The following is a 21,559-nucleotide window of genomic DNA, read 5'->3' as shown; positions in this document are numbered from 1 at the left end:
GAAAACAAGAACGCATTGCACAGTAAACGAATTGCTTTTTCGCATATCTTGTGTTGACAGCGTTCCTGGAGCACTATATTTATTACATTAAGTAGTTTTCTCGTGAGCCAAGGAGGGCGTTGATCGAGAAGACGGAAGCAGGTTTACTTGCTGACGTCAGGCCCTCCGGTTCCTTCGTCTGCAAGTTCGTTATGTAGACGAAAGGAACAGAAGATGGCAAAGCGTAAAAACAAACAACAGGCACATTACCTTGCGGCTGAAAAATCCCACAACCAAAAAGCTGAAGACAATCCGCACGTCTCTATCAGGATGGAGCGCGTACCGATTGATCAGCTGAAAATATACAAAAATAACCCGCGAAAGCACCCAAAAAGCCTGATCAGGAAACTGAAAGTCAGTATCACTGAATTCGGGTTTATTCTCCCTGTCCTGGTTGATACGAACGGCACGGTCATTGCGGGACACGCAAGGGTGCTCGCCGCCCTGGAACTTGGCATAAAGAAGCTGCCGGTCATATTCGCAGATCACTTGACAGCAGCACAGGTCAAGGCCTTTCGTCTCGCAGACAATCGCTTATCCGAAGAGGCTTCGTGGGATCATCAGCGTCTTGCTATTGAATTTGCGGATCTCCTGGAGGTTGGCATCGATTTGGAGATAACCGGATTTGACATTCCGGAGATTGATTTCACTTTTGAAACGCTGCAGCATTCCGCTGACAATACGCAAGATGATGAGATTCCGCATCCCGATCTAAAAAACCCTCCTGTTTCCCGGCTCGGCGACCTTTGGCTTCTTGGTGGCCACAGGGTGCTCTGCGGAGATGCCCTGAATGAGGCCTGCTATGACCGTCTATTGGACGGCGAATTTGCCCGGCAGGTGATAGCAGACCCTCCCTACAATGTGAAAGTGAAGGGCCACATAAGGGTTTCGGAGAAACGCGATCATGAAGAATTCATAATGGCGTCCGGCGAAATGTCAGATAAAGAATTCACCGAATTCTTGATCGACGCAATCATTAATCTTACCAAGTTCAGCCAGGATGGCTCAGTTCATTACATATTTATGGACTGGCGGCATTTGCCGCAGCTGCAGGCTGTTTGTGAACATCTCTATCACGAACAGCTGAATCTCTGCATCTGGGTAAAAAACAATGGGGGGATGGGGTCCTTCTACCGGTCCCGCCATGAACTCGTTCTCGTCTGCAAAAATGGGACAGCAATGCATCTCAACAATATTCAATTGGGAAAGTACGGTCGCAACCGGACAAACGTCTGGGAGTATACCGGAACGAACAGTTTCGGACCGGACCGCCAGGAAAATCTCGACCTGCACCCGACGGTCAAACCCGTCGCCATGATCGCCGATGCAATTCTGGATAGCTCGGCGCCGGGAGACGCAATCCTCGATCCGTTCCTCGGAAGCGGCACCCTGATCATGGCCGCGGAAAAAACCGGTCGCAAGGGCAGAGGTATGGAACTCGACCCCCGCTATGTGGACGTAGCGGTCAAGCGCTGGCAGGATTTTACCGGACAACAGGCGATCCATGCCGAACTGGGACTGACCTTCGATCAGATACGGGATCAGGGTCGGTCAGGCCTCAAGCTTTTACCGCCCCCTTCAACCTATGTGCCGGAAGGAGGACAAAGCCATGAGTGACGACGATATCGGCTATAAAAAGCCACCCAAAAAGCACCAGTTCAAGCCAGGTCAGTCCGGCAACAAGAAAGGCCGCCCGAAGGGGGCGAAGAACCTCAAGACAGACCTGATGGAGGAGCTTGGCGAAATGATCACCATCAAGGAAGGCGGCAAGCCGAAAAAGATCTCGAAGCAAAGGGCGGTGCTCAAAAGCCTTGCGGTTAAGGCTGTGCAGGGCGATCCGCGCGCCGCAAACACCTTACTAACCATGACGATAAAACTTTTGACTGATGAGGGGGAAATTACAGAAGAACAGGAACTGACGGCGACCGATAAAGCCGTTTTAGACGCATTTACCGCAAAAATTATTTCAAGAACTAAATTTATGGAGAAATCCGATGAAGAATAATATTCAGGCCGTCAACGCTCTATACAGAACTGTCTTCAAAGGCTTTTGCCTCAAGTTGTTTGAGCTTTTTGAGGGCAAGAAATGTCTGGAAAACTGGCATATTGACTGCATGGCCTATTATTTGGAATGCTGTGTTACGCGAGATACGAAGAGATTGATGATTGCCGTTGGCCCGAGATATTTGAAATCCTTTTGCGCATCAATTGCCCTCCCGATCTGGATTTTGGGAAATGATCCAACGGCCAAGATCATCTGCGTAAGCTACTCGGACGGGCTTGCCGCTGATTTCTCCGCGAAGAGACGCAAGCTTCTGGAAGATCCCTTTATCAACAAGCTATTTCCAAAGCTCAAGATCAGCAAGCTGAAGAATACAGAAAAAAGCATTTTTATGACCGAAGGCGGAGGCATTTATACGACGTCGGTTGGTGGGACACTCACCGGGTTTGGCTGCGACTATTTGATTATCGATGATCCGATCAAACCAAATGAAGCCATGTCGGAGGCAGAGCGGAAGAAAGTAAATGACTGGTATCACCACACAGCTTTCAGCCGGTTAAACAACAAGAATACGGGCCGGATTATCATCATCTCCCAACGCGTACATTGCGATGATCTCATCGGCCATCTTCGGGAAATAAATGAAAAAGAATGGTGCTATCTCGATATTCCGGCGATTGAGACGGAATGTACAAGCTATCCAATTGGCGACGATGAATGCTATGAGCGCGAGCCCGGAGAACCACTGCATGCAGAGCGGGAAAGCCTCGAGATACTTGAAGGCATCAGGAAAGAAGCCGGCATTTATGATTTTGAAGCTCAGTATCAACAGAACCCCGCACCCCCAGGTGGTACTTTATTCAAGAAAAAATGGCTTCGGCTATATACCGATGTCATATATTTGGAAAAGTTCGACAGTATCGTTGACAGTTGGGATACCGCGGCTGGAACTGGACCAAACAACGCCTATTCCTGCTGCACGTCTTGGGGTATCCGTGGCGGAAGATATTTCCTGCTGGACTGCCAAAGATTTAAGCTCGAATATCCGGAACTGCTGAAAACGATAGTTGAGCTGGCGCATATCCATAAGGCGAATGCCGTGCTTGTAGAGCATGCCTCAAGCGGTATTCAGGTCTATCAAAATCTGCAACATACGAACGTACCGGCAATTCCGATAAAGCCGACAGGAGACAAAGAAAGCCGCGCCAAGATGGCGACACCTATTGTCGAGGCAGGCAAGGTATTCCTGCCAGAGAAGGCGGAATGGCTCCAGACCTTTGAGCATGAAATATTCAGCTTCCCCGGAAGCAAGTATGCGGATCAGGTTGACTCAATGACCCAGTTTCTGCTTTGGGCAAAGGAATCCCAAATTCCTAAACTTGCCATTACCGTGCACAAATTCACAGGCGGCAGCCATGAAATAACCTACCAAGACAATTACTTTGCGCGCACGGGAATGGGTGTTTTCGATAATCTTTTTTGACTGGACTTCCGGAGCGAACAGAGCGTCACTGTCATTGTGCAGTGACGCTCTTTTTTATCCCGCCTCACCGTATGCCTGACCTTCGACCCAATTCGAGGCAGGCCTTCCTCAGTGCAAGCTCCGGCATCGGGCCGGAGCAATATCACGGAGGTCAATATGACAGCGACATCATCACAATCAGATCTAATCCCAGCTAAGGAAAAAGCCGCTAAGACTAACGCCACTTCAGCCAAACCTGTTGGCAAACAGGCATCCTCGTCCCGCACACTGAAGCAGTCAATGCCCACCCCTAAAAAGCCCGATATCATCCTGAAGCTTATCAGGCGCTCCAACGGCGCCCGCATGCAGGACCTGCAGAAGGCAACCGGATGGCAGGCCCATAGTATCCGGGCGGGACTTTCGGGACTGCGCAAAAATGGGATCCGGATTAATCTCACCCGGACGGCTTCGGGAAAGACCTTATATAAAGCGGTTGAGGGATGACGGTATGGCGAATATCTCCTCTGAATGCCAACTTTCCCGGGATAACCTTATTGACGCCTGGATCGAAGCTTACAGCGGACCTCCGCCCAAGGGACTGAGCACCCGGCTTCTTCGCTATGCCATTCATTACAACCGTCAGGCAAAGGAATATGGCGGGCTTCGGAAATCAACCCTTCGCCAGCTTGGGCGATATGTTCCTGCGCCTCATAAGACAAGTCCGGCCATTGAAACACCAACAGCGACTGCAAAGCCAATGCCTGGAACCAGGCTGGTTCGGGAATGGCGGGGTCGGACGCATATGGTCGATGTCCGAAGTGACGGCTTCCTTTATGAGGGAAAATCTTTTGGTTCTCTTTCAGAGGTTGCCCGAACCATTACCGGGGCCCGCTGGTCCGGACCTCGGTTCTTCGGCCTGTGAGGCTCCGTCATGCAGCGTTGCGCCATCTATACCCGTAAATCGACCGAGGATGGTCTGGAGCAGGATTTTAATTCCCTACAAGCCCAGCGTGAGGCCTGTGAAGCCTATATCAAGAGCCAGCGCCATGAGGGCTGGAAACCTCTAACCACAGACTATGACGATGGGGGCTTCTCCGGCGGTACCATGGATCGCCCTGCCCTTACAAAACTGCTGGCGGCTGTTGAGCGGCACGAGGTTGATATTATCGTCGTCTATAAGGTGGATCGCCTCACCCGGTCCCTCGCTGACTTCTCCAAGATCATTGAGAGGCTGGATAAACAGGACGTGTCTTTTGTCTCGGTGACGCAGGCATTCAATACCACCTCCTCCATGGGTCGGCTGACATTGAATGTGCTTCTCTCCTTTGCCCAGTTTGAACGGGAGGTCACCGCCGAGCGGATCCGAGACAAGATCGCGGCCTCCAAGAAGAAAGGCATATGGATGGGCGGCAATCTGCCCCTAGGTTACGATGTTGAGGATCGCAAGCTGGTGATCAATAAGGAGGAAGCCGCAACAGTAAGATTATTGTTCGATCTCTATGTCGAGCTCGGGACGGTCCGGCTTTTAAAAGCAGAGGCAGACCGTCTCGGCATTGTTACCAAGAAAATTATCCGAAAGGATGGATCTGTTACAGGCGGCAAGCCCTTCTTGCGGGGTAACCTGTATCGGCTGCTCTCCAATCCGCTTTACATAGGATTGATCCCACATAAAGGAGAAACCTTTCCGGGGATGCATAAAGCCATCGTTGACCAGGAGGTCTGGGACCAGGTTCAGCAGATGATGAGCGGCAATCGCCGGGAGCGGTCTTCGCCGACAAATGTGAAAGCACCGTTTCTGCTGACGGGGCTGGTCTTCGACGAAGCGGGAGAACCGCTATATCAGGCCCAGGCCAGCAAAAACGGCAAGCGCTATCGCTACTATATCTCGAAACAGTTGGCGCAGAATGCGGAACCGGAAGCAGGTGGATGGCGGTTATCGGCCCGAACATTGGAGGCGACGGTTATCCATCCTGTTCGGGATCTGCTGCACGACCAGCAAAGGCTGATGGATTTTCTCCAACTTGCCAACCCCGCTCCATCCCTGTTGCAAAGATTAAAAGTCGAGGCGGATGAATTGGCCGGCAAGTTGGTTGATGACGATACCGGGCATCAGCAGGCCATCTTGCAAGCACTCATACACAGAGTTGGCCTGTCCGCCGACACCATCACAATTGATCTAAGCCGAAAGGCACTGGCCAGATTGTTAACGATGGAAGAGACCGTCACCAATAATGAGCACAATGATATTATTTCTCTGAACCATGCCATTACCTTGCAACGCAAGGGAATTGAGGCAAAGCTGGCAATTGCCGGACACTCGCGTGTTCGACAGCCCGACCCAGATCTCTGCCGCTTGATCGCACAAGCGAGACACTGGTTTGATCAGTTGGCGTCAGGGGAAGCCGGATCAGTGAAGGAAATTGCCGAACGGGAAATGGTCTTTGATACGGAGATAACCCGGGTCCTTCCCCTCGCCTTTCTGGCGCCCGCCATCATTGAGGATATTCTTAACGGTCGTCAGCCGGAGACGTTGAACGTTAAATCCCTCAAAAGAACAAGTTCCCTCCCATCCGACTGGAATGAGCAACAAAAGCGCCTCGGTTTCCATCAATAGTCCATCGTAATATCCCATGAACTGGACCCTGAAACAGGGCGACAGAGACGAATGGGAAATTATAAGGAAGAAGCCTTTAACAGAGAGTCTCTGCCATCACTGGATAACCCCGAAGGCCCCGGTTCTGCGGGGTTCAGGGGCGAACCTGGACTGGAGCCAGGTTCGCCTCAGTGTTAGTGGTGGGCCCGGTAGGACTTGAACCTACGACCAGTCCGTTATGAGCGGACGGCTCTAACCAGCTGAGCTACAGGCCCGAATTTCGATCCGTCATAATACCTGACGTGACAATCGGCTATCCGTGACTATTTAGCCTGTTCACAATAGGGACGCAATTGGCGAAATGACATTTTCGCCAATTTTATCGGCACGCAGGCGCGCCTGATCAGGTATCGAGGAAACTGCGGAGCTTGCGCGAGCGGCTCGGATGCTTGAGCTTGCGGAGCGCCTTTGCCTCAATCTGGCGGATACGTTCCCGCGTCACCGAGAATTGTTGCCCCACTTCCTCAAGCGTATGGTCCGTGTTCATCCCGATGCCAAAGCGCATGCGCAGTACTCTTTCTTCACGCGGGGTGAGCGAGGCCAGAACCCGGGTCGTTGTTTCCCGCAGGTTCGACTGGATTGCCGCATCGAGCGGCTGAACCGCGTTCTCATCCTGGATGAAATCACCGAGGTGACTATCTTCCTCGTCGCCAATCGGTGTTTCGAGGCTGATCGGCTCCTTGGCGATCTTCATCACCTTGCGCACTTTTTCAAGCGGCATACCGAGCTTCACTGCCAGTTCCTCCGGCGTCGGTTCGCGGCCGATTTCGTGGAGCATCTGGCGCGAGGTCCGCACCAGCTTGTTGATCGTCTCAATCATATGCACCGGAATACGGATGGTTCGAGCCTGGTCGGCGATTGACCGCGTGATCGCCTGCCGGATCCACCAGGTGGCGTAGGTGGAGAATTTATACCCCCGGCGATATTCGAACTTGTCCACCGCCTTCATCAGGCCAATATTGCCTTCCTGGATGAGGTCGAGGAACTGCAAACCGCGGTTGGTATATTTCTTGGCGATGGAAATCACGAGGCGGAGGTTGGCTTCCACCATCTCTTTCTTCGCCCGGCTCGCTTCGCGCTCACCCTGCTGTACGGTGCTGACGATGCGGCGGAATTCGTTCATTGGCATGCCGAATTCAGAGGAGATTTTGATAATTTCGCTGCGGATTTCGCCGATGCCGTCGGTTTCGTTGGCGATGAAATCCTTCCAGCCTTTGGCTTTCAGGGTACCCATCTTGTCAACCCAGCCCGGATCAAGCTCATTGCCGAAATAATTTTCGAGGAAGCTCGCACGAGAGACCTTGTGCCGTTCCGCAAGACGAAGAAGCTTGCCTTCCAGGCTCATCAGCCGGCGGTTGATACCATAGAGCTGATCGACCAGCGCCTCGATCCGGTTATTGGTGAGATGGACATCATCCATCAGCTTGACCAGCTCGAGTTTCAGCTTTTCATATTTCTTTTCCTGGGCACTCGAAACGGATTCGTTTTCCAGCGCCGCCGTAAGCCTCGCTTCCTGGAGTTTATGGAGCTTCTTGTATGTTTTGGCGATCTCGTCAAACCGCTCAAAAACCTCCGGCTTCAGCGTTTCCTCAAGCGCCGCGAGCGACATGGTGTTTTCTTCCACATCATCATCGTCTTCTTCGGCATCGTCTTCACGGCTACTACCCTCTTCACCGTCCTCGTCATCGTCCTTGCCCTCTTCCGCATCGGAATCGGAATCGTCGTCTTCCTCGTCGTCGCTAAGACCAGCGGCCGGCAATTCGTCGTCCTCGCTATCTTCGCTGAAGCCTTCCTGCAACGCTTTTTCGGCGGCGGCGCCAGCGCCATATGTGGCGTCGAGATCGATAACATCGCGAAGCAGCAGCCTTTCCTGGAGCATCAATTCACGCCAGTTCAAAATGGCACGGATTGTCAGCGGGCTCTCGCAAATGGCGCCGATCAGCTTGCCGCGGCCGGCTTCGATCCGCTTGGCGATGGCGATTTCGCCTTCGCGCGAGAGCAACTCCACGGTGCCCATCTCGCGAAGATACATACGGACCGGATCATCCGTGCGATCCCCCGCGGTCGAGGCAGGTTTTTCCACAACCTCCCGGCTGGCTTTCTCATCGACATCGTCGTCGTCATTGCTGTCGTCGTCATCCGAACTCGGGGAGGCCTCATCGCCCCCCTCCTCGTCATTTTCAACGACATTGATGCCCATCTCGGACAGCAGCGACATGGTATCTTCGATTTGCTCCGAGGACATCTGGTCCTGCGGCAAAACCGCGTTCAGCTCGTCGAACGTCACATATCCCTTGTCCTTCGCCTTCGCGAGCATCTTCTTGACGGCAGCCTGGGACGCATCAATCAGCGGGCTATCCGGGCTTTCATCGCTCTGGTCTGACGTATCGACGGCTTCCGCACTTTTTGTCGCCATAAATTTTAACTCCTGAAAAGTATCCGCCACTGGAACCCGCATCGCGGTTCTGGCCAGATCCTGATTCTCCTAAACATTCTTGCTGCGCCCGGACGCCATTCCAAATCCATCCAGATTAGCTTCATTGCCGGAGGCATCCTCCAGCGCCTTCTTCGCCAACTTCAATCTATCCAGATTTTCCGCCGTCGCATTTTCCCCCAATTGACGCTCCGCCATTTCGAGTTCTTTCTGCAGTGCCTCCAGTTTGTGGCGAGCCACAATATGCAGCCAGGCGTTCAGCGCATCTTCATAGGCCGCTTCGGGATCAGCGAACCAATCCAAAGACCTGGTCGTCGCTCCGTGCAACCCCTTTACCTGTTCAGACAATTTACGCTTAGCTAGATGGTGAGCCAAGCCCGCATAGTCAAGGGATGATTCGACTGTTGCAATATCTATTATCGCCCGCCGCAATCTGTCAAGCTGGGGGCTGGAAAGCTGCAGCGACGCCAGCGTTTCAAAGTGATTTTCTATTATTTTCGGGTGGTTTACGACAGTTAGCAGGATTAATTCCTCCCGCCTGCCGCCATCCGGCGTCGACGGCCCGCGAAGTGATCCGGACACCGGAAATCGCGAATCACCTGACTGATTCGCGAATCGACCGAATCGATTGCTGCCCGAGGTCGCACCGCCTCGTCGCTCAGGCATTTGCCGTTTAGGTCTGAAAGACTGCCAGAGCCGCTCCTTGAAAAAGTTGCGATAATGGTTCTGCACCGCCGGATCACCGATGGCATCGCAAAGACCGTAGAGCGCCTTTTCTAGCGCCGCTTTGCGTTCGGGCGTATCGACGGGCCGCCCCTCCGTCTCTTTGCGCCAGAGGATTTCAGAAAGCGGCAGCGCGTTATCCAGGATCTCCTTCATCGCGCCGGGTCCGTCTTTCCGGATCAGGTCGTCCGGATCAACTCCTTCGGGTAAAAGCGCAAAACGGAGCGAATATCCCGGCCGCAATAACGGCAGCGCCCGCTCCGACGCCCGCAGCGCCGCCCGCCATCCGGCGGCGTCACCATCAAGGCACATGATCGGCTCCGCCGCCATTTGCCAGAGGATCTGCAACTGGTCCTCTGTAATGGCGGTTCCAAGCGGCGCAACGGACTGCGAAAATCCTGCGTCGCTCAAGGCAATGACGTCCATATATCCTTCCGCAACGATGATACTGCCAATCTCAAACGCCTTCTGTCGGGCGGTCGCCATATTGTAGAGGACATGCCCCTTGTGAAAGAGCGGGGTTTCGGGTGAGTTAAGATATTTTGCCGGAGCATCGCCGAGCGCCCGGCCGCCAAAGGCGATCACGCGGCCGCGACGATCGGAAATCGGGAACATGAGGCGTTCGCGGAAACGGTCATATGTTTCCCGTCCGTCATCGGGCTGGATGACAAGACCGCCTTCGATCAGCGTCGCCTCCGTCACACCACGGGCCAGCAGCGCTTCTTTGAGAGCGCTCCGGCTGTTGGGCGCATATCCAAGGCGAAAGGACGAAATTGCTCCCTCGGATACCTGACGGCGGGCCAGATATTGCCGCGCACCGCCGCCTGCCTGCCCCGCCAATTGCGCCGTAAACCATTTTGCCGCAAGTTCCATGGCGTCATGCAAAGTCGCCGCTCGCTGCTGGCGGGCTTTCTCCTCGGGCCGCTGAACCGGCATCTGCAATCCGGCAATGGCCGCCAACCGTTCGACGGCCTCAGGAAAACCGACGCCTTCCGTCTGTTTCACAAATTCGATCAGATCACCATTCGCGCCGCATCCGAAGCAATGATAGAACCCCTTCTCCTCGCTGACGGTGAAAGACGGTGTTTTCTCATTATGGAATGGACAAAGGCCGGAATATTCCCGCCCTTTACGGACAAGTTTCGTCCGGCGACCGATCAAATCAACAAGGCTGACGCGGGCTTTAAGCTCTTCCATGAATTGCGTTGGAAAGGCCATTCTTACGTCTAATCCTGCTATTTAACCGGTTAATTTTATTTTACAGGCTTTCGGGCCCGCGTCCGCCCGGCTCATGCGCCAAGCATGTCCTTTACAATAGCGCTCGCTTTTGAAAAATCCATTTGTCCGGCGAAGCGATTTTTCAATTCCGCCATTGTCCGTCCCATATCCTTCAAACCCTTCGCCTCGATTTCGGCGATAACCTCCTCCACGGCTGCGCGCGTTTCCGCCTCGTCAAACTGCTTCGGGAGATAGTCGGATATGATATCAATTTCCTCCTGTTCAGAGGCGGCAAGATCAACCCGCCCGCCTTTTTCATAAGCGGCTATGGAGTCTTTGCGCTGCCGCACCATGGTTGTCAGCATCTGCAGAATCTCGTCATCCGTGATTCCCCCTTCGGCGCCTTTGTCGCGGGCCGCAAGATCCCGGTCCTGCAGGGTCGCAATGATCAGACGAAGCGTTGATATACGCCGCTTATCCTTTGATTTCATTGCCTCTTTTAGTGACTCTTTTATTTCGTTTCGTAACATAAATAACCGAATCTATTGTGGAGAAAGGCGCAATACTAGCTGAAACCGCGCCTGATAGCAAACCAATAATTCTTTCTAACCAGTTGATTTTAAAGGGTTTTTTTTGCGTGGAAAAACTTGACGCGCCTGCGCAAACTGCTTATGTTGCTGCGCAATATTCAGCTACCAGGCCAGAGGAAATTCGGCTCAGCGGAACTACCGCAAGAGGGTCCCTATTATCATGTCTTATGCAAACAAAGATGACGCGGTCGATCTGAACAGCAACCGGACGGCGACAGCGGTTCTTGTGCTGGGCGATGGTACCGTTTTTCACGGGTTCGGCATTGGGGCCGTGGGTGAAACCGTCGGGGAAGTCTGCTTCAACACCTCGATGACCGGCTATCAGGAGAGCCTGACCGACCCGTCCTTCGCCGGACAGCTCATCACCTTTACCTTTCCCCATATCGGCAATGTCGGGTTCAATGACGAGGATATTGAGACGACCGGCATCGCCGCAGCCGGCCTCATTATCCGGGCCAGCATTACCGACCCGGCCAACTGGCGGGCGGTCGGGCCGCTTGACGACTGGCTGAAATCCCGGGGCCTGATCGGCATCGCCGGCGTCGATACGCGGCGCCTGACCCATTTCATCCGCAAGTCCGGCGCCCCCAACGGCGTGATCGCCCATAGCAAGGACGGCAAGTTTGACATTCCCGCCCTCACGGAGAAAGCCGCGAGCTGGCCCGGCCTGGAAGGTATGGACCTTGCCAAAGAAGTTTCCTGCAAGGAACCTTACGAATGGACGGAAACCCGCTGGGCCATGGGTTCGGGCTACGGCGAACAAACCGCGCCGGCGCGCCATATCGTCGCCGTCGATTACGGGGTCAAGCGCAATATACTCCGCTGCCTGGCGGAGCTCGGCTGCCGCGTAACCGTCGTGCCGGCAACCGCCACCTTCGATGACATCATGGCATTTAAACCAGACGGGATCTTCCTTGCCAACGGCCCCGGGGATCCGGCGGCGACTGGTGAGTATGCTGTGCCGGTGATCCAGCAATGTGTCGACAGCAGCATACCGACGTTCGGAATTTGCCTCGGTCACCAGATGCTGGCGCTCGCGGTTGGCGCGAAAACCAAGAAAATGCATCAGGGGCATCGCGGCGCCAATCAGCCGGTCAAGGATCTGACGACCGGGAAGGTCGAGATCACCTCGCAAAATCATGGTTTCGTTGTCACCCGTGAAAGCCTGCCCGACGGGGTCACGGAAACTCACAAGTCCCTTTTCGATGGTGTTGTCGAGGGACTTGAAATCGACGGCAAGCCGGTCTTCTCGGTGCAGTATCATCCCGAGGCGAGCCCGGGCCCGCAGGACAGCTACTATCTTTTCAAACGGTTCATAGATCTGGTCGATAGAAAAAATGCCTAAACGTACCGATATCCATTCCATCATGATCATCGGCGCCGGGCCCATCATTATCGGCCAGGCCTGCGAGTTCGACTATTCCGGCACCCAGGCCTGTAAGGCCTTGAAGGAAGAAGGCTATCGCGTTATCCTGGTGAACTCCAACCCGGCGACGATCATGACCGATCCGGGCCTCGCCGACGCCACTTATGTGGAACCGATCACTCCGGAAATTGTCGAGAAGATCATCGAGAAGGAACGGCCGGATGCCATCCTCCCAACCATGGGCGGGCAGACGGCGCTAAACACCGCGCTCGCACTCGCCGAAAGCGGTGCACTCGACCGCCACGGTGTGCAGCTTATCGGCGCCAACCGGGAAGCCATCGCGAAGGCGGAGGACCGCGACCAGTTCCGCACGGCGATGCTGAAAATCGGGCTTGATATGCCGGCGAGCGCCGTTGCGCATACCCTCGAGGAAGCCTGGAAAGTATTGGAAGAGGTCAAGCTTCCCTGCATTATCCGCCCGTCTTTCACCCTGGGCGGAACAGGCGGCGGGATCGCCTATAACCGCGAAGAGTTTGAGGAAATTGTCACCGGAGGTCTCGATGCCTCCCCCACTACCGAAGTGCTGGTCGAAGAGAGCATTGTCGGCTGGAAGGAATATGAGATGGAGGTGATCCGCGACAAGGCGGACAACTGCATAATCATCTGCTCCATTGAGAATGTCGATCCGATGGGCGTGCATACGGGGGATTCCATCACGGTTGCCCCGGCGCTGACTCTCACCGATAAAGAATACCAGATCATGCGGAATGCCTCGATTGCCGTGCTGCGGGAAATCGGGGTAGAAACCGGCGGATCAAACGTGCAATTTGCCGTCAATCCGGAGAACGGTCGCCTCATCATTATTGAGATGAACCCCCGCGTTTCCCGCTCCAGCGCGCTGGCGTCCAAGGCGACGGGTTTCCCCATCGCAAAAATCGCAGCAAAGCTTGCAGTCGGATATACGCTGGACGAGCTGGACAATGATATTACCGGCGTCACGCCGGCCTCTTTCGAGCCGACGATCGACTATGTCGTAACCAAGATTCCGCGCTTCACCTTTGAAAAATTCCCGGGCGCCGAGGCCAAGCTCGGCACGGCAATGAAATCCGTCGGCGAGGCCATGGCCATTGGACGGACTTTTGCCGAAAGCTTGCAAAAAGCCCTGCGTTCCCTAGAAACGGGACTGTCCGGGCTCAATGAACAGAATTTCAGCGGCCATGGCGAGCAGCATGTCGACAAGCAGCGTATTCAGGCGATCCTTGCGCAGCCGACACCTGAGCGCCTGCTGAACATCGCGCAGGCATTTCGGGAAGGCCTCACCCTTGAGGAAATTCAGACCGCCAGCAAGTACGAGCCCTGGTTCCTCGCCCAGATCGAATCCATCGTCGAGATGGAGACCGCCGTGCGCACAGGCGGCATCCCGACGACCAAAGGGGGTCTTCTTGCACTTAAATCCATGGGGTTTAGCGACCGTCGCCTGGCCGATCTCGCCGACACCCGCGAAGAGCATGTGCTGGCAGCGCGCAAGAAGTTCGGAATTGAGCCGGTTTACAAACGCATCGACACCTGCGCCGGGGAGTTTCCCTCGCAGACGCCTTACATGTATTCGACCTATGAAGGCAATGAATGGGATGAGGCGATGTGCGAGGCGGAACCGACAGACGCCCGGAAGATCGTTATTCTCGGCGGCGGCCCCAACCGGATCGGCCAAGGCATCGAGTTTGATTATTGCTGCGTTCACGCCGCTTATGCACTTTCCGAAGCGGGTTATGAGACCATCATGGTCAACTGCAACCCGGAGACGGTTTCCACAGACTATGACACCTCGGACCGATTGTATTTCGAACCGCTGACGGTCGAGGATACCCTCGCGATCATCCGCAAGGAACAGTCCAAGGGCACGCTCCATGGGGTCATCGTCCAGTTCGGCGGCCAGACACCGCTTAAGCTGGCGGCAGGGCTGGAAGCGGCCGGCGTTCCCATTCTGGGCACCTCGCCGGACGCGATCGACCTTGCCGAAGACCGGGAGAGATTTCAGCAGCTTCTACACAAACTCGACCTCAAACAGCCTGAGAACGGGATTGCGCGTTCCGTCAGCGAAGCATTCGATATTGCCGAAAGGATCGGATATCCGGTCGTTGTCCGGCCGTCTTATGTTCTGGGTGGTCGCGGGATGGAAATTGTGCGCGATGGAGACTCGCTCGATCGCTATATGCGCGAAGCGGTAATTGTCTCCGGCGATAATCCGGTTCTGGTCGACGGCTATCTACAGAACGCCATCGAAGTCGACGTCGATTGCCTTTGCGATGGCAAAACCGTCTTCGTCGCCGGGATTATGGAGCATATTGAGGAGGCAGGCATCCATTCAGGCGACAGCGCCTGCTCCCTGCCGCCCCATACCCTGCCGGCCGACATTATTGACGAGATCAAACGGCAAACGGAGGCCCTCGCGCTAGCGCTCAACGTCGTCGGGCTGATGAATGTACAGTTCGCGGTAAAAGGCGGTGTGATTTATATCCTCGAGGTTAACCCGCGGGCGAGCCGGACCGTTCCGTTCGTCGCCAAGAGCATTAATTATCCCATCGCGAAGATTGCTGCGCGTGTCATGGCCGGGGAAAGCCTAGCCTCCTTCAACCTAGAATACCGCACGCTCAACCATGTGACGGTCAAGGAAGCCGTTTTCCCGTTTTCTCGCTTTCCTGGCGTCGATGTTGTTCTGGGTCCGGAAATGCGGTCGACTGGCGAGGTTATGGGAATCGATACCAATTTCGGTGCCGCCTTTCTCAAATCCCAGATTGCCGCGGGCGTAAAACTGCCAACCTCGGGAACGGTCTTCGTTTCTGTGAAAGATCTCGACAAGGAACCGATCAAGGATGCGGTCGCCAAGCTGATCGACCTTGGATTCAAGGTTGTATCGACGGGGGGAACGGCTAAATATCTTAGCGACCAGGGCCTTGCGGTCACCCGGGTCAACAAGGTCATGGAAGGTCGGCCGAACATCGTCGATACCATGAAAAACGGTGACATCGCGTTGGTCTTCAATACGACCGAAGGTGCCCAGGCGCTGCGTGACAGTTATGATATCCGTCATACCGCTCTGGTCATGAAAACGCCCTACTCGACGACAGTCGCCGGCGCCTATGCGACGGTGCAGGCAATTGAGAAAATTATGACGGGGACCCTTGAAGTCAAATCCCTTCAATCCTATTCTTAATTTCTTGACAAGCTACCCATGAGACTATAGTCAAGGCGACTTTTGCGAGTGGCGAAAAACGTAATTTTTGCAAAACGACGTAATCGAGATTTCAAATGGAAAGACTACCAATGACGGCCGCGGGCTATGCGCGGCTGGAAAAAGAACTGAAAGAATTGAAATCGACGGCTCGCCCGGCGGTGATCCAGGCGATTGCGACCGCGCGTGAGCATGGGGATCTTTCGGAGAATGCCGAATATCATGCCGCGAAAGAGCAGCAGTCTCACATCGAGGGCCGCATTGCGGAACTGCAGGACAAACTCGGGCGGGCGGAAGTCATAGATGTGGCCTCTATTTCCGGCCGCCAGATCAAGTTCGGCGCGACCATTCTGCTTGCCGACGAAGACACCGACGAGGAAACGAGCTATCAGATCGTCGGCGAGGACGAAAGCAATATTGAGGAAGGCCGCCTGTCGATTACCGCACCGCTGGCCCGTGCGCTGATCGGCAAGGAACAGGGAGACAGCATCGAGGTGATGACACCCGGCGGATCCAAAGCCTATGAAGTGATTGAAGTCAGCTATTCGGGTTGACGTTGTTATTCGCTGAAAAAGCCCTTGTGCTTCCGCTCAAGGGCTTTTTTATGGTCCTAGGTGAGGATTTAACGCGGATCTCTCGCGGTCGAATGGTCCGTCGGCTGCGGTGTCACCGTCAGGACTGTGACGCCATTCGGCGCCTGAAAACGATGCCAGCACCCTTGCGGCACGACCGTCAGCATTCCGGCTTTTAACGTCAGAATATCCTCCGACTCTCCGGACAGGATCGTTAATTGCGTCTCGCCCTTCAAAATATGGACGAGTTCATCGCCGCCCCGATGCCGCTCCCAAGGGCTGCTGCCGTCAAAGCTTCCGGTGAAAACCGCGCCATTTCCAAATTTTTCAAGTGTTGCAAACGCAGGTTCTTCATCCTCCGGCGCGGTCTCGGGACCGCGGTTTCTGAGCCGCGCCAGCCCTTTCAAGGCGGCTTCTATGTCAATCGCTTTCGGCAAATTTCCCTCCTGTTACATTAAGTTCCCAATGGTGCGGCATTTGTCCGGCTTTTCATCCAATAACAGCCATTTTCTAAGCGCAGCTTTATGAAATGTTAGGAAATTATGGCTAATTTTTTATAAATATAAACAGTTAGAGCGAAATACAGAGTTAAAAGTTGGTTGGATGTCGAATTACTACAATTTCAGGAATCTGGATATCATTTTTGTTGACGACAACAAGAACATGCATGCGCTCATCAAGAATCTGTTGTTGGCAATGAATATTGTCAATTCGCGAGGCTGTTTCGACGCGGAAAGTTGCTTCGAGGAAATGCGTGAGGAGCCGCCGGATCTCATCATCACCGACCTTTCCTTAAATCCCGAAAATGGCCTGGAATTGATCCGCCGCATTCGCCAGGGAGAACATGGCGTCGATCGCTATACGCCGATCCTTGTTCTTTCCGGCCAGACCAATATCAAGGACGTGCTGGCTGCGCGCGACGCTGGCGCAACCGAGTTCCTCGCAAAACCCGTTTCCGTCGGGTCCTTGCATGACCGCATGGTCTGGATGGTCGAAAATCCGCGCCCTTTTATCAAGGCATCAACTTATATCGGACCGGATCGGCGGCGCGCGATGCGCGGCTATGAAGGCATGGAACGGCGGAAATAACTTACCGCAAGAGGGCAGAAAATGACGAAAATAGTCGAAATGGACGGATATGAAATCCATCACCCCGTCCAGAAACTGCAAAGCAAGGTGACCACCAAGGGCGGTTTGTCGCTTGCGGAAATCGAAAAGCGGATGGCGAAGAAAATGTCGGCGCTGACCGAGGATTTCCTTTCGAGCATTCCGCCCATGATTGACGCGATAGAAAAGTCGCTGGGCCAGCTGGAGACGGGTGCGGGCGACGAAACGGCCCAGGCCGACCTGTTCCGCCACGGTCATGACCTCAAGGGTTTGGGCGGGTCCTTCGACTATCCTATCATGGGAACGATCGGGGCAGGCATCTGCGGTCTCACCCACAAGGAGATCGAGACGGCATCCCTTAACCTGCCGCTTATCCGCGTACATCTCGACCTTTTGAGCTATGTCACCGCCAACCGCATCAAGAATGACAGCGATCCCAAGGCGGAGCCGATCCTGAGCGCCCTCGCCGCCGCCAAGGCAGCGATCTAGGACAATCCCGTCTCAGGCAGCGGGAACCGGCGAGGTATAGTTGAGGCCGAGGCGCCCGCCATCGGCATAAATTATCTGCCCGGTAACGTAGGAACTATCTTCCGAAGCAAGGAAGAGTGCAACCCTAGCAATCTCTTCCGGCGTACCCGTCCGGCCCATCGGCGTACGTGACAGGATTGCATGACGGGCCGCGTCATCCTCCATTACCTTTTCCAGCATTTCTGTCGCGATCGATCCGGGGCCGACGCCGTTCACGCGGACGCCCCTCTGCGCGAGCGCGACCGCCATCACTCTTGTAAGCTGGTTCAACCCTCCCTTGGAGACGTTGTAGGGGAGAATGTTGGGGATCGTGAGGAGGGCATTGACCGACGACATATTAATGATACTGCCGCCGGTTTCCTGGTCGACCATGACCTTGCCCGCCGCCTGGCTCAATAGAAATGCCCCCTTGAGATTGACACCCAGAACCGCGTCGAAATCCTCTTCCGAAATCTCCAGCACGTCACCGGTGCGAAGAATTCCGGCGTTGTTGACCAGAATATCCAGATGCCCCTGCTCTTTCATGACGTCTTCAACCAGTTGACTGCAGGCTGCTTTTTTGGAGACATCGCAGGATTTGGCAATAGCCGAACCGCCAAGCTTCGCCGCCGCGGCGGCGACTGCATCGCTATTTACATCTGCAAGGTAAACAACAGCTCCTTCACGCAGGAAAAGTTCCGCAACGCTAAACCCGATGCCCTGCGCCGCTCCTGTAACGATCGCGACTTTGTTTTTCAACCGCATTGATGCCTCCAACTCTCTATTTCGCAGGATATCCCGCCGCCGCAAGAACTTCAGTGATTTCCGTTAGAATTGCCGGATCATCGATCGTCGCCGGTGCGTTATAGGCTTCCCCATCTGCAATTTTCCGCATGACCCCGCGCAATATCTTGCCGGACCGCGTTTTCGGGAGCCGCTTCACGATCAAAGCGATCTTGAAGGCGGCGACAGGACCGATTTTCTCGCGCACCAGCGCGACGAGTTCTTTCTCGATCTCTCCGGCGGGCCGATTGACGCCGGCGTTCAGCACGACAAACCCCATCGGAATCTGGCCCTTCAGCTTGTCCTGAATCCCGATCACTGCGCATTCCGCAACGTCGCGATGGCTCGCCAGGACTTCTTCCATTCCGCCCGTAGAAAGGCGATGCCCAGCGACATTGATGATATCGTCAGTCCGCGCCATGATGAAGAGATAGCCATCCTCATCGATATATCCGGCATCCCCGGTCTTATAGTAACCGGGAATATCCGCCATATAGGATTTGAAGAAGCCCTCATCGTTCTGCCAGAGTGTCGGAAGCGAGCCCGGCGGAAGCGGCAGTTTCACGGCGATCACTCCGATTTCGCCGCGCTTCATCTCGGTCTTGCCATCCTCTTCATTGATGATGCGGATGTCATAGCCCGGAACCGGCAGCGTCGGACTGCCGAGCTTTACGGGCTTCATGCCGTATCCCATGCAATTCGCGCCAATCGCCCAGCCGGTTTCCGTTTGCCACCAATGATCGATAACCGGGACTTTCAGCTGATCCTGTGCCCAGATAATGGTATCCGGGTCGGCCCTTTCGCCGGCGAGAAACAGCGTGTCAAAATCGCTGAAATCATATTTGGCGATGAACTCCCCCTCAGGATCCTGCTGGCGGATGGCACGAAAGGCCGTCGGCGCCGTGAATAGCGCTTTTACCTTATGGTCCTGGATCACGCGCCAGAAAGTGCCCGCGTCCGGCGTGCCCACGGGCTTGCCTTCGAACATGATCGTCGTGCAACCATGCAGGAGAGGCGCATAGACAATGTAGGAATGACCGACAACCCAGCCGACATCGGAAGCGGCCCAGAAAACCTCGCCGGGGTTGATATTATAGACATGCTTCATCGACCAGCGGAGCGCCACAGCATGACCGCCGTTATCGCGGACCACCCCCTTCGGAACGCCTGTCGTGCCGGAGGTATACAGAATATATAGCGGGTCGGTCGCCAAAACCGGCGTGCAGGGAACGGGGGCGGCCGCCGCCTCCAGTTCGCGCCAGTCATGATCGCGGCCCGGGGTCATCTCCGCCTCACATTCGGGGCGCTGCAGAATGATAACGCTTTTCGGTTTATGCGCGGACATATCAATCGCACCGTCGATCAGCGGCTTATAGGCGATCGTCCGTCCCGGCTCCAATCCGCAGGACGCCGCAATGATCGCAACCGGTTTGGCATCGTCGATACGCGTCGCAAGTTCCTTCGGGGCGAAGCCACCGAAAACCACTGAATGAATAGCGCCGATCCGCGCACAGGCCAGCATGGCAACGGCGGCTTCCGGCACCATCGGCATATAAATGAGAACCCGATCTCCCCTCTTGATACCCTGACCGGCAAGGGCACCGGCGAAGCGTGCCACAATATCGGTCAGTTCCCGATAGCTGTAGCTTTTCACTTGTCCCGTCATCGGGCTGTCATAGATAAGGGCGTTCTGGTCGCCGCGGCCATCCTCGACATGCCGGTCCAGACAGTTAAAGCAGGTATTCATCTCCGCGCCTTCGTACCAGCGGTAGAAGGGCGGATTATCCGCATTCAGCACGCGATCCCATGTCTTGTTCCAGCTGATACCCTCGGCCGCTTTCGCCCAGAATGCCTCCGGGTCCTCAAGTGAACGCTGATAATCCTTTTCATAGCTGGTCATTGACCGCCTCCCTGGCTTGTTTTCTCTTTACTCTAGAAAAACAACGGCGGGCTCGCGATGTCAACAGAAACTGGCGGGACAAAGCGACGCATCCTGCGCCGAAATTCATGAAAAAACCCGCGTCCGGAAAGCACGCGGGTTTTCGCAATTCAAATGTTTGAAATCAGTCGCGTGACGACGACTTGAAAAGCTCATCAAAACTCTTGGCGGATGCGGCTTTGTCGTCTTCCCTCTTTTTCTCAGCAGACTTGCCGAAAACCGCCTCGGCCTCGGCCCGCGGATCATAGGATTCTTCCTTTTGAACCTGCTGCTTTTTGATTTCATAAGGCGTAAGCGGAACCGCGGCCGCCTCGGCGGCGACAGCGGCGGCGACCTCTTCCATCAGCTTGCCGCGATCTTCGTCCTTGCGGCGATGCGCGGATTTCTGCACGGCCTCATCAAGTTCAAGCTGCGTACAGATACCAAGGCTAACCGGATCGCGCGGCCGAATATTCTGCGCATTCCAGTGCGTCCGGTCACGAACAGCGTTGATTGTCGTTTTCGTCGTCCCGACAAGCTTGGATATCTGGGCGTCCGTCAGTTCCGGGTGGAACTTGATGAGCCATGAAATCGCATCTGGGCGATCGCCACGGCGCGAAACCGGCGTGTAACGGCCACCGCGCCGACGCGGTTGCGGGACATCGCCGGTCGGTTTGTTTATCTGCAGCCGGGCAGACGTATCCGCCTGACACCGGTCGATCTCCGCCTGGGTCAGTTGTCCGTTCGAAATCGGATCGAGCCCGACAATCCCCACGGCGACTTCGCCATCGGCAATCCCCTGAACTTCCAGGGAATGCAATCCGCAAAAATCCGCAATCTGTTCAAATGACAAAGACGTATTGTCAATCAGCCAAACAGCCGTCGCCTTTGGCAATAATGGCGTTACCATAAAGTCTCCTTTGACGGTCCGAACAATGTCTGTTCGGACCAAG

General features: G+C 54.9%; 18 protein-coding genes and 1 tRNA gene. 11 read left to right on the top strand and 8 right to left on the bottom strand.

Annotation, left to right across the window (positions count from 1 at the left end):
• Nucleotides 1-147: 147 nt before the first annotated feature.
• From GQF03_RS09970 to GQF03_RS09945, 6 genes are all read left to right on the top strand, one after another.
• Nucleotides 148-1,656: a site-specific DNA-methyltransferase gene (locus tag GQF03_RS09970; protein ID WP_161339122.1), complete on the top strand. Its 1,509-nt coding sequence runs from the start codon at nt 148-150 to the stop codon at nt 1,654-1,656.
• Nucleotides 1,649-2,044 carry a DUF5681 domain-containing protein gene (locus tag GQF03_RS09965; protein WP_161339120.1) on the top strand — a complete coding sequence of 132 codons (396 nt, stop codon included), beginning with the start codon at nt 1,649-1,651 and terminating at the stop codon, nt 2,042-2,044. Before GQF03_RS09970 ends, GQF03_RS09965 begins: the two co-directional genes overlap by 8 nt.
• A complete protein-coding gene (gene terL / locus GQF03_RS09960) occupies nt 2,034-3,524 on the top strand; it encodes a phage terminase large subunit (RefSeq protein WP_161339119.1) in 1,491 nt (496 codons plus the stop codon). Before GQF03_RS09965 ends, terL begins: the two co-directional genes overlap by 11 nt.
• 156 nt (nt 3,525-3,680) lie before the next feature.
• Nucleotides 3,681-4,007: a DUF3489 domain-containing protein gene (locus tag GQF03_RS09955; protein WP_161339118.1), complete on the top strand. Its 327-nt coding sequence runs from the start codon at nt 3,681-3,683 to the stop codon at nt 4,005-4,007.
• Between the two features lie 4 nt (nt 4,008-4,011).
• Nucleotides 4,012-4,425 (top strand): DUF2924 domain-containing protein, encoded by a 414-nt coding sequence (locus GQF03_RS09950; RefSeq protein WP_161339115.1) that lies wholly within the window; start codon nt 4,012-4,014, stop codon nt 4,423-4,425.
• 9 nt (nt 4,426-4,434) lie between these two features.
• Complete coding sequence (locus GQF03_RS09945) at nt 4,435-6,117, top strand: recombinase family protein (protein WP_161339114.1); 1,683 nt, start codon at nt 4,435-4,437, stop codon at nt 6,115-6,117.
• A gap of 177 nt (nt 6,118-6,294) precedes the next feature.
• Here the strand turns inward: GQF03_RS09945 and GQF03_RS09940 are convergent.
• The 4 genes from GQF03_RS09940 to GQF03_RS09925 form a co-directional block, all read right to left on the bottom strand.
• Nucleotides 6,295-6,371: transfer RNA gene (locus GQF03_RS09940), tRNA-Ile, on the bottom strand.
• A 128-nt stretch (nt 6,372-6,499) separates the two neighbouring features.
• Nucleotides 6,500-8,572: an RNA polymerase sigma factor RpoD gene (gene rpoD, locus GQF03_RS09935; RefSeq protein ID WP_161339112.1), complete on the bottom strand. Its 2,073-nt coding sequence runs from the start codon at nt 8,570-8,572 to the stop codon at nt 6,500-6,502.
• Nucleotides 8,573-8,641: 69 nt separating this feature from the next.
• Nucleotides 8,642-10,531, bottom strand: coding sequence for a DNA primase (gene dnaG, locus GQF03_RS09930; RefSeq protein WP_161339110.1), 1,890 nt, complete (start codon nt 10,529-10,531; stop codon nt 8,642-8,644).
• 71 nt (nt 10,532-10,602) lie between these two features.
• Nucleotides 10,603-11,061: a GatB/YqeY domain-containing protein gene (locus GQF03_RS09925; RefSeq protein WP_161339109.1), complete on the bottom strand. Its 459-nt coding sequence runs from the start codon at nt 11,059-11,061 to the stop codon at nt 10,603-10,605.
• Between the two features lie 220 nt (nt 11,062-11,281).
• On the opposite strand from GQF03_RS09925, the gene carA reads away from it, so the two are divergent.
• The 3 genes from carA to greA all read left to right on the top strand — a co-directional run bounded on the left by carA (nt 11,282) and on the right by greA (nt 16,273).
• On the top strand, nt 11,282-12,466 hold the full coding sequence (carA, locus tag GQF03_RS09920; protein ID WP_161339107.1) for a glutamine-hydrolyzing carbamoyl-phosphate synthase small subunit: 1,185 nt from the start codon (nt 11,282-11,284) through the stop codon (nt 12,464-12,466).
• Nucleotides 12,459-15,701, top strand: coding sequence for a carbamoyl-phosphate synthase large subunit (carB, locus tag GQF03_RS09915; protein ID WP_161339106.1), 3,243 nt, complete (start codon nt 12,459-12,461; stop codon nt 15,699-15,701). The genes carA and carB overlap by 8 nt, the downstream gene beginning before the upstream one ends.
• Before the next feature lie 95 nt (nt 15,702-15,796).
• Nucleotides 15,797-16,273, top strand: a complete 477-nt coding sequence (gene greA, locus GQF03_RS09910) for a transcription elongation factor GreA (protein ID WP_161339105.1) — start codon at nt 15,797-15,799, stop codon at nt 16,271-16,273.
• 68 nt (nt 16,274-16,341) lie between these two features.
• Here greA and GQF03_RS09905 read toward each other — a convergent pair whose 3' ends face one another.
• The gene (locus GQF03_RS09905) at nt 16,342-16,728 is read right to left on the bottom strand and encodes a cupin domain-containing protein (protein ID WP_161339104.1); all 387 of its coding nucleotides are present in this window, start codon (nt 16,726-16,728) and stop codon (nt 16,342-16,344) included.
• 166 nt (nt 16,729-16,894) lie between these two features.
• Between GQF03_RS09905 and GQF03_RS09900 the strand changes: the two genes are divergently transcribed.
• Complete coding sequence (locus GQF03_RS09900) at nt 16,895-17,380, top strand: response regulator (RefSeq protein ID WP_161339103.1); 486 nt, start codon at nt 16,895-16,897, stop codon at nt 17,378-17,380.
• A gap of 21 nt (nt 17,381-17,401) precedes the next feature.
• The gene (locus GQF03_RS09895) at nt 17,402-17,887 is read left to right on the top strand and encodes a hypothetical protein (RefSeq protein ID WP_161339102.1); all 486 of its coding nucleotides are present in this window, start codon (nt 17,402-17,404) and stop codon (nt 17,885-17,887) included.
• Between the two features lie 12 nt (nt 17,888-17,899).
• Here GQF03_RS09895 and GQF03_RS09890 read toward each other — a convergent pair whose 3' ends face one another.
• The 3 genes from GQF03_RS09890 to GQF03_RS09880 all read right to left on the bottom strand — a co-directional run bounded on the left by GQF03_RS09890 (nt 17,900) and on the right by GQF03_RS09880 (nt 21,516).
• Nucleotides 17,900-18,670, bottom strand: coding sequence for an SDR family NAD(P)-dependent oxidoreductase (locus GQF03_RS09890; RefSeq protein ID WP_161339101.1), 771 nt, complete (start codon nt 18,668-18,670; stop codon nt 17,900-17,902).
• Between the two features lie 16 nt (nt 18,671-18,686).
• Nucleotides 18,687-20,588: a propionyl-CoA synthetase gene (locus GQF03_RS09885; RefSeq protein WP_161339100.1), complete on the bottom strand. Its 1,902-nt coding sequence runs from the start codon at nt 20,586-20,588 to the stop codon at nt 18,687-18,689.
• 163 nt (nt 20,589-20,751) lie between these two features.
• Nucleotides 20,752-21,516 carry a DUF1013 domain-containing protein gene (locus GQF03_RS09880; protein WP_161339099.1) on the bottom strand — a complete coding sequence of 255 codons (765 nt, stop codon included), beginning with the start codon at nt 21,514-21,516 and terminating at the stop codon, nt 20,752-20,754.
• Nucleotides 21,517-21,559: the final 43 nt, after the last annotated feature.

The organism is Sneathiella chungangensis (genome assembly GCF_009882935.1).
Classification (GTDB): domain Bacteria; phylum Pseudomonadota; class Alphaproteobacteria; order Sneathiellales; family Sneathiellaceae; genus Sneathiella; species Sneathiella chungangensis.
This window is presented reverse-complemented; position numbering and strand designations above follow the sequence as displayed.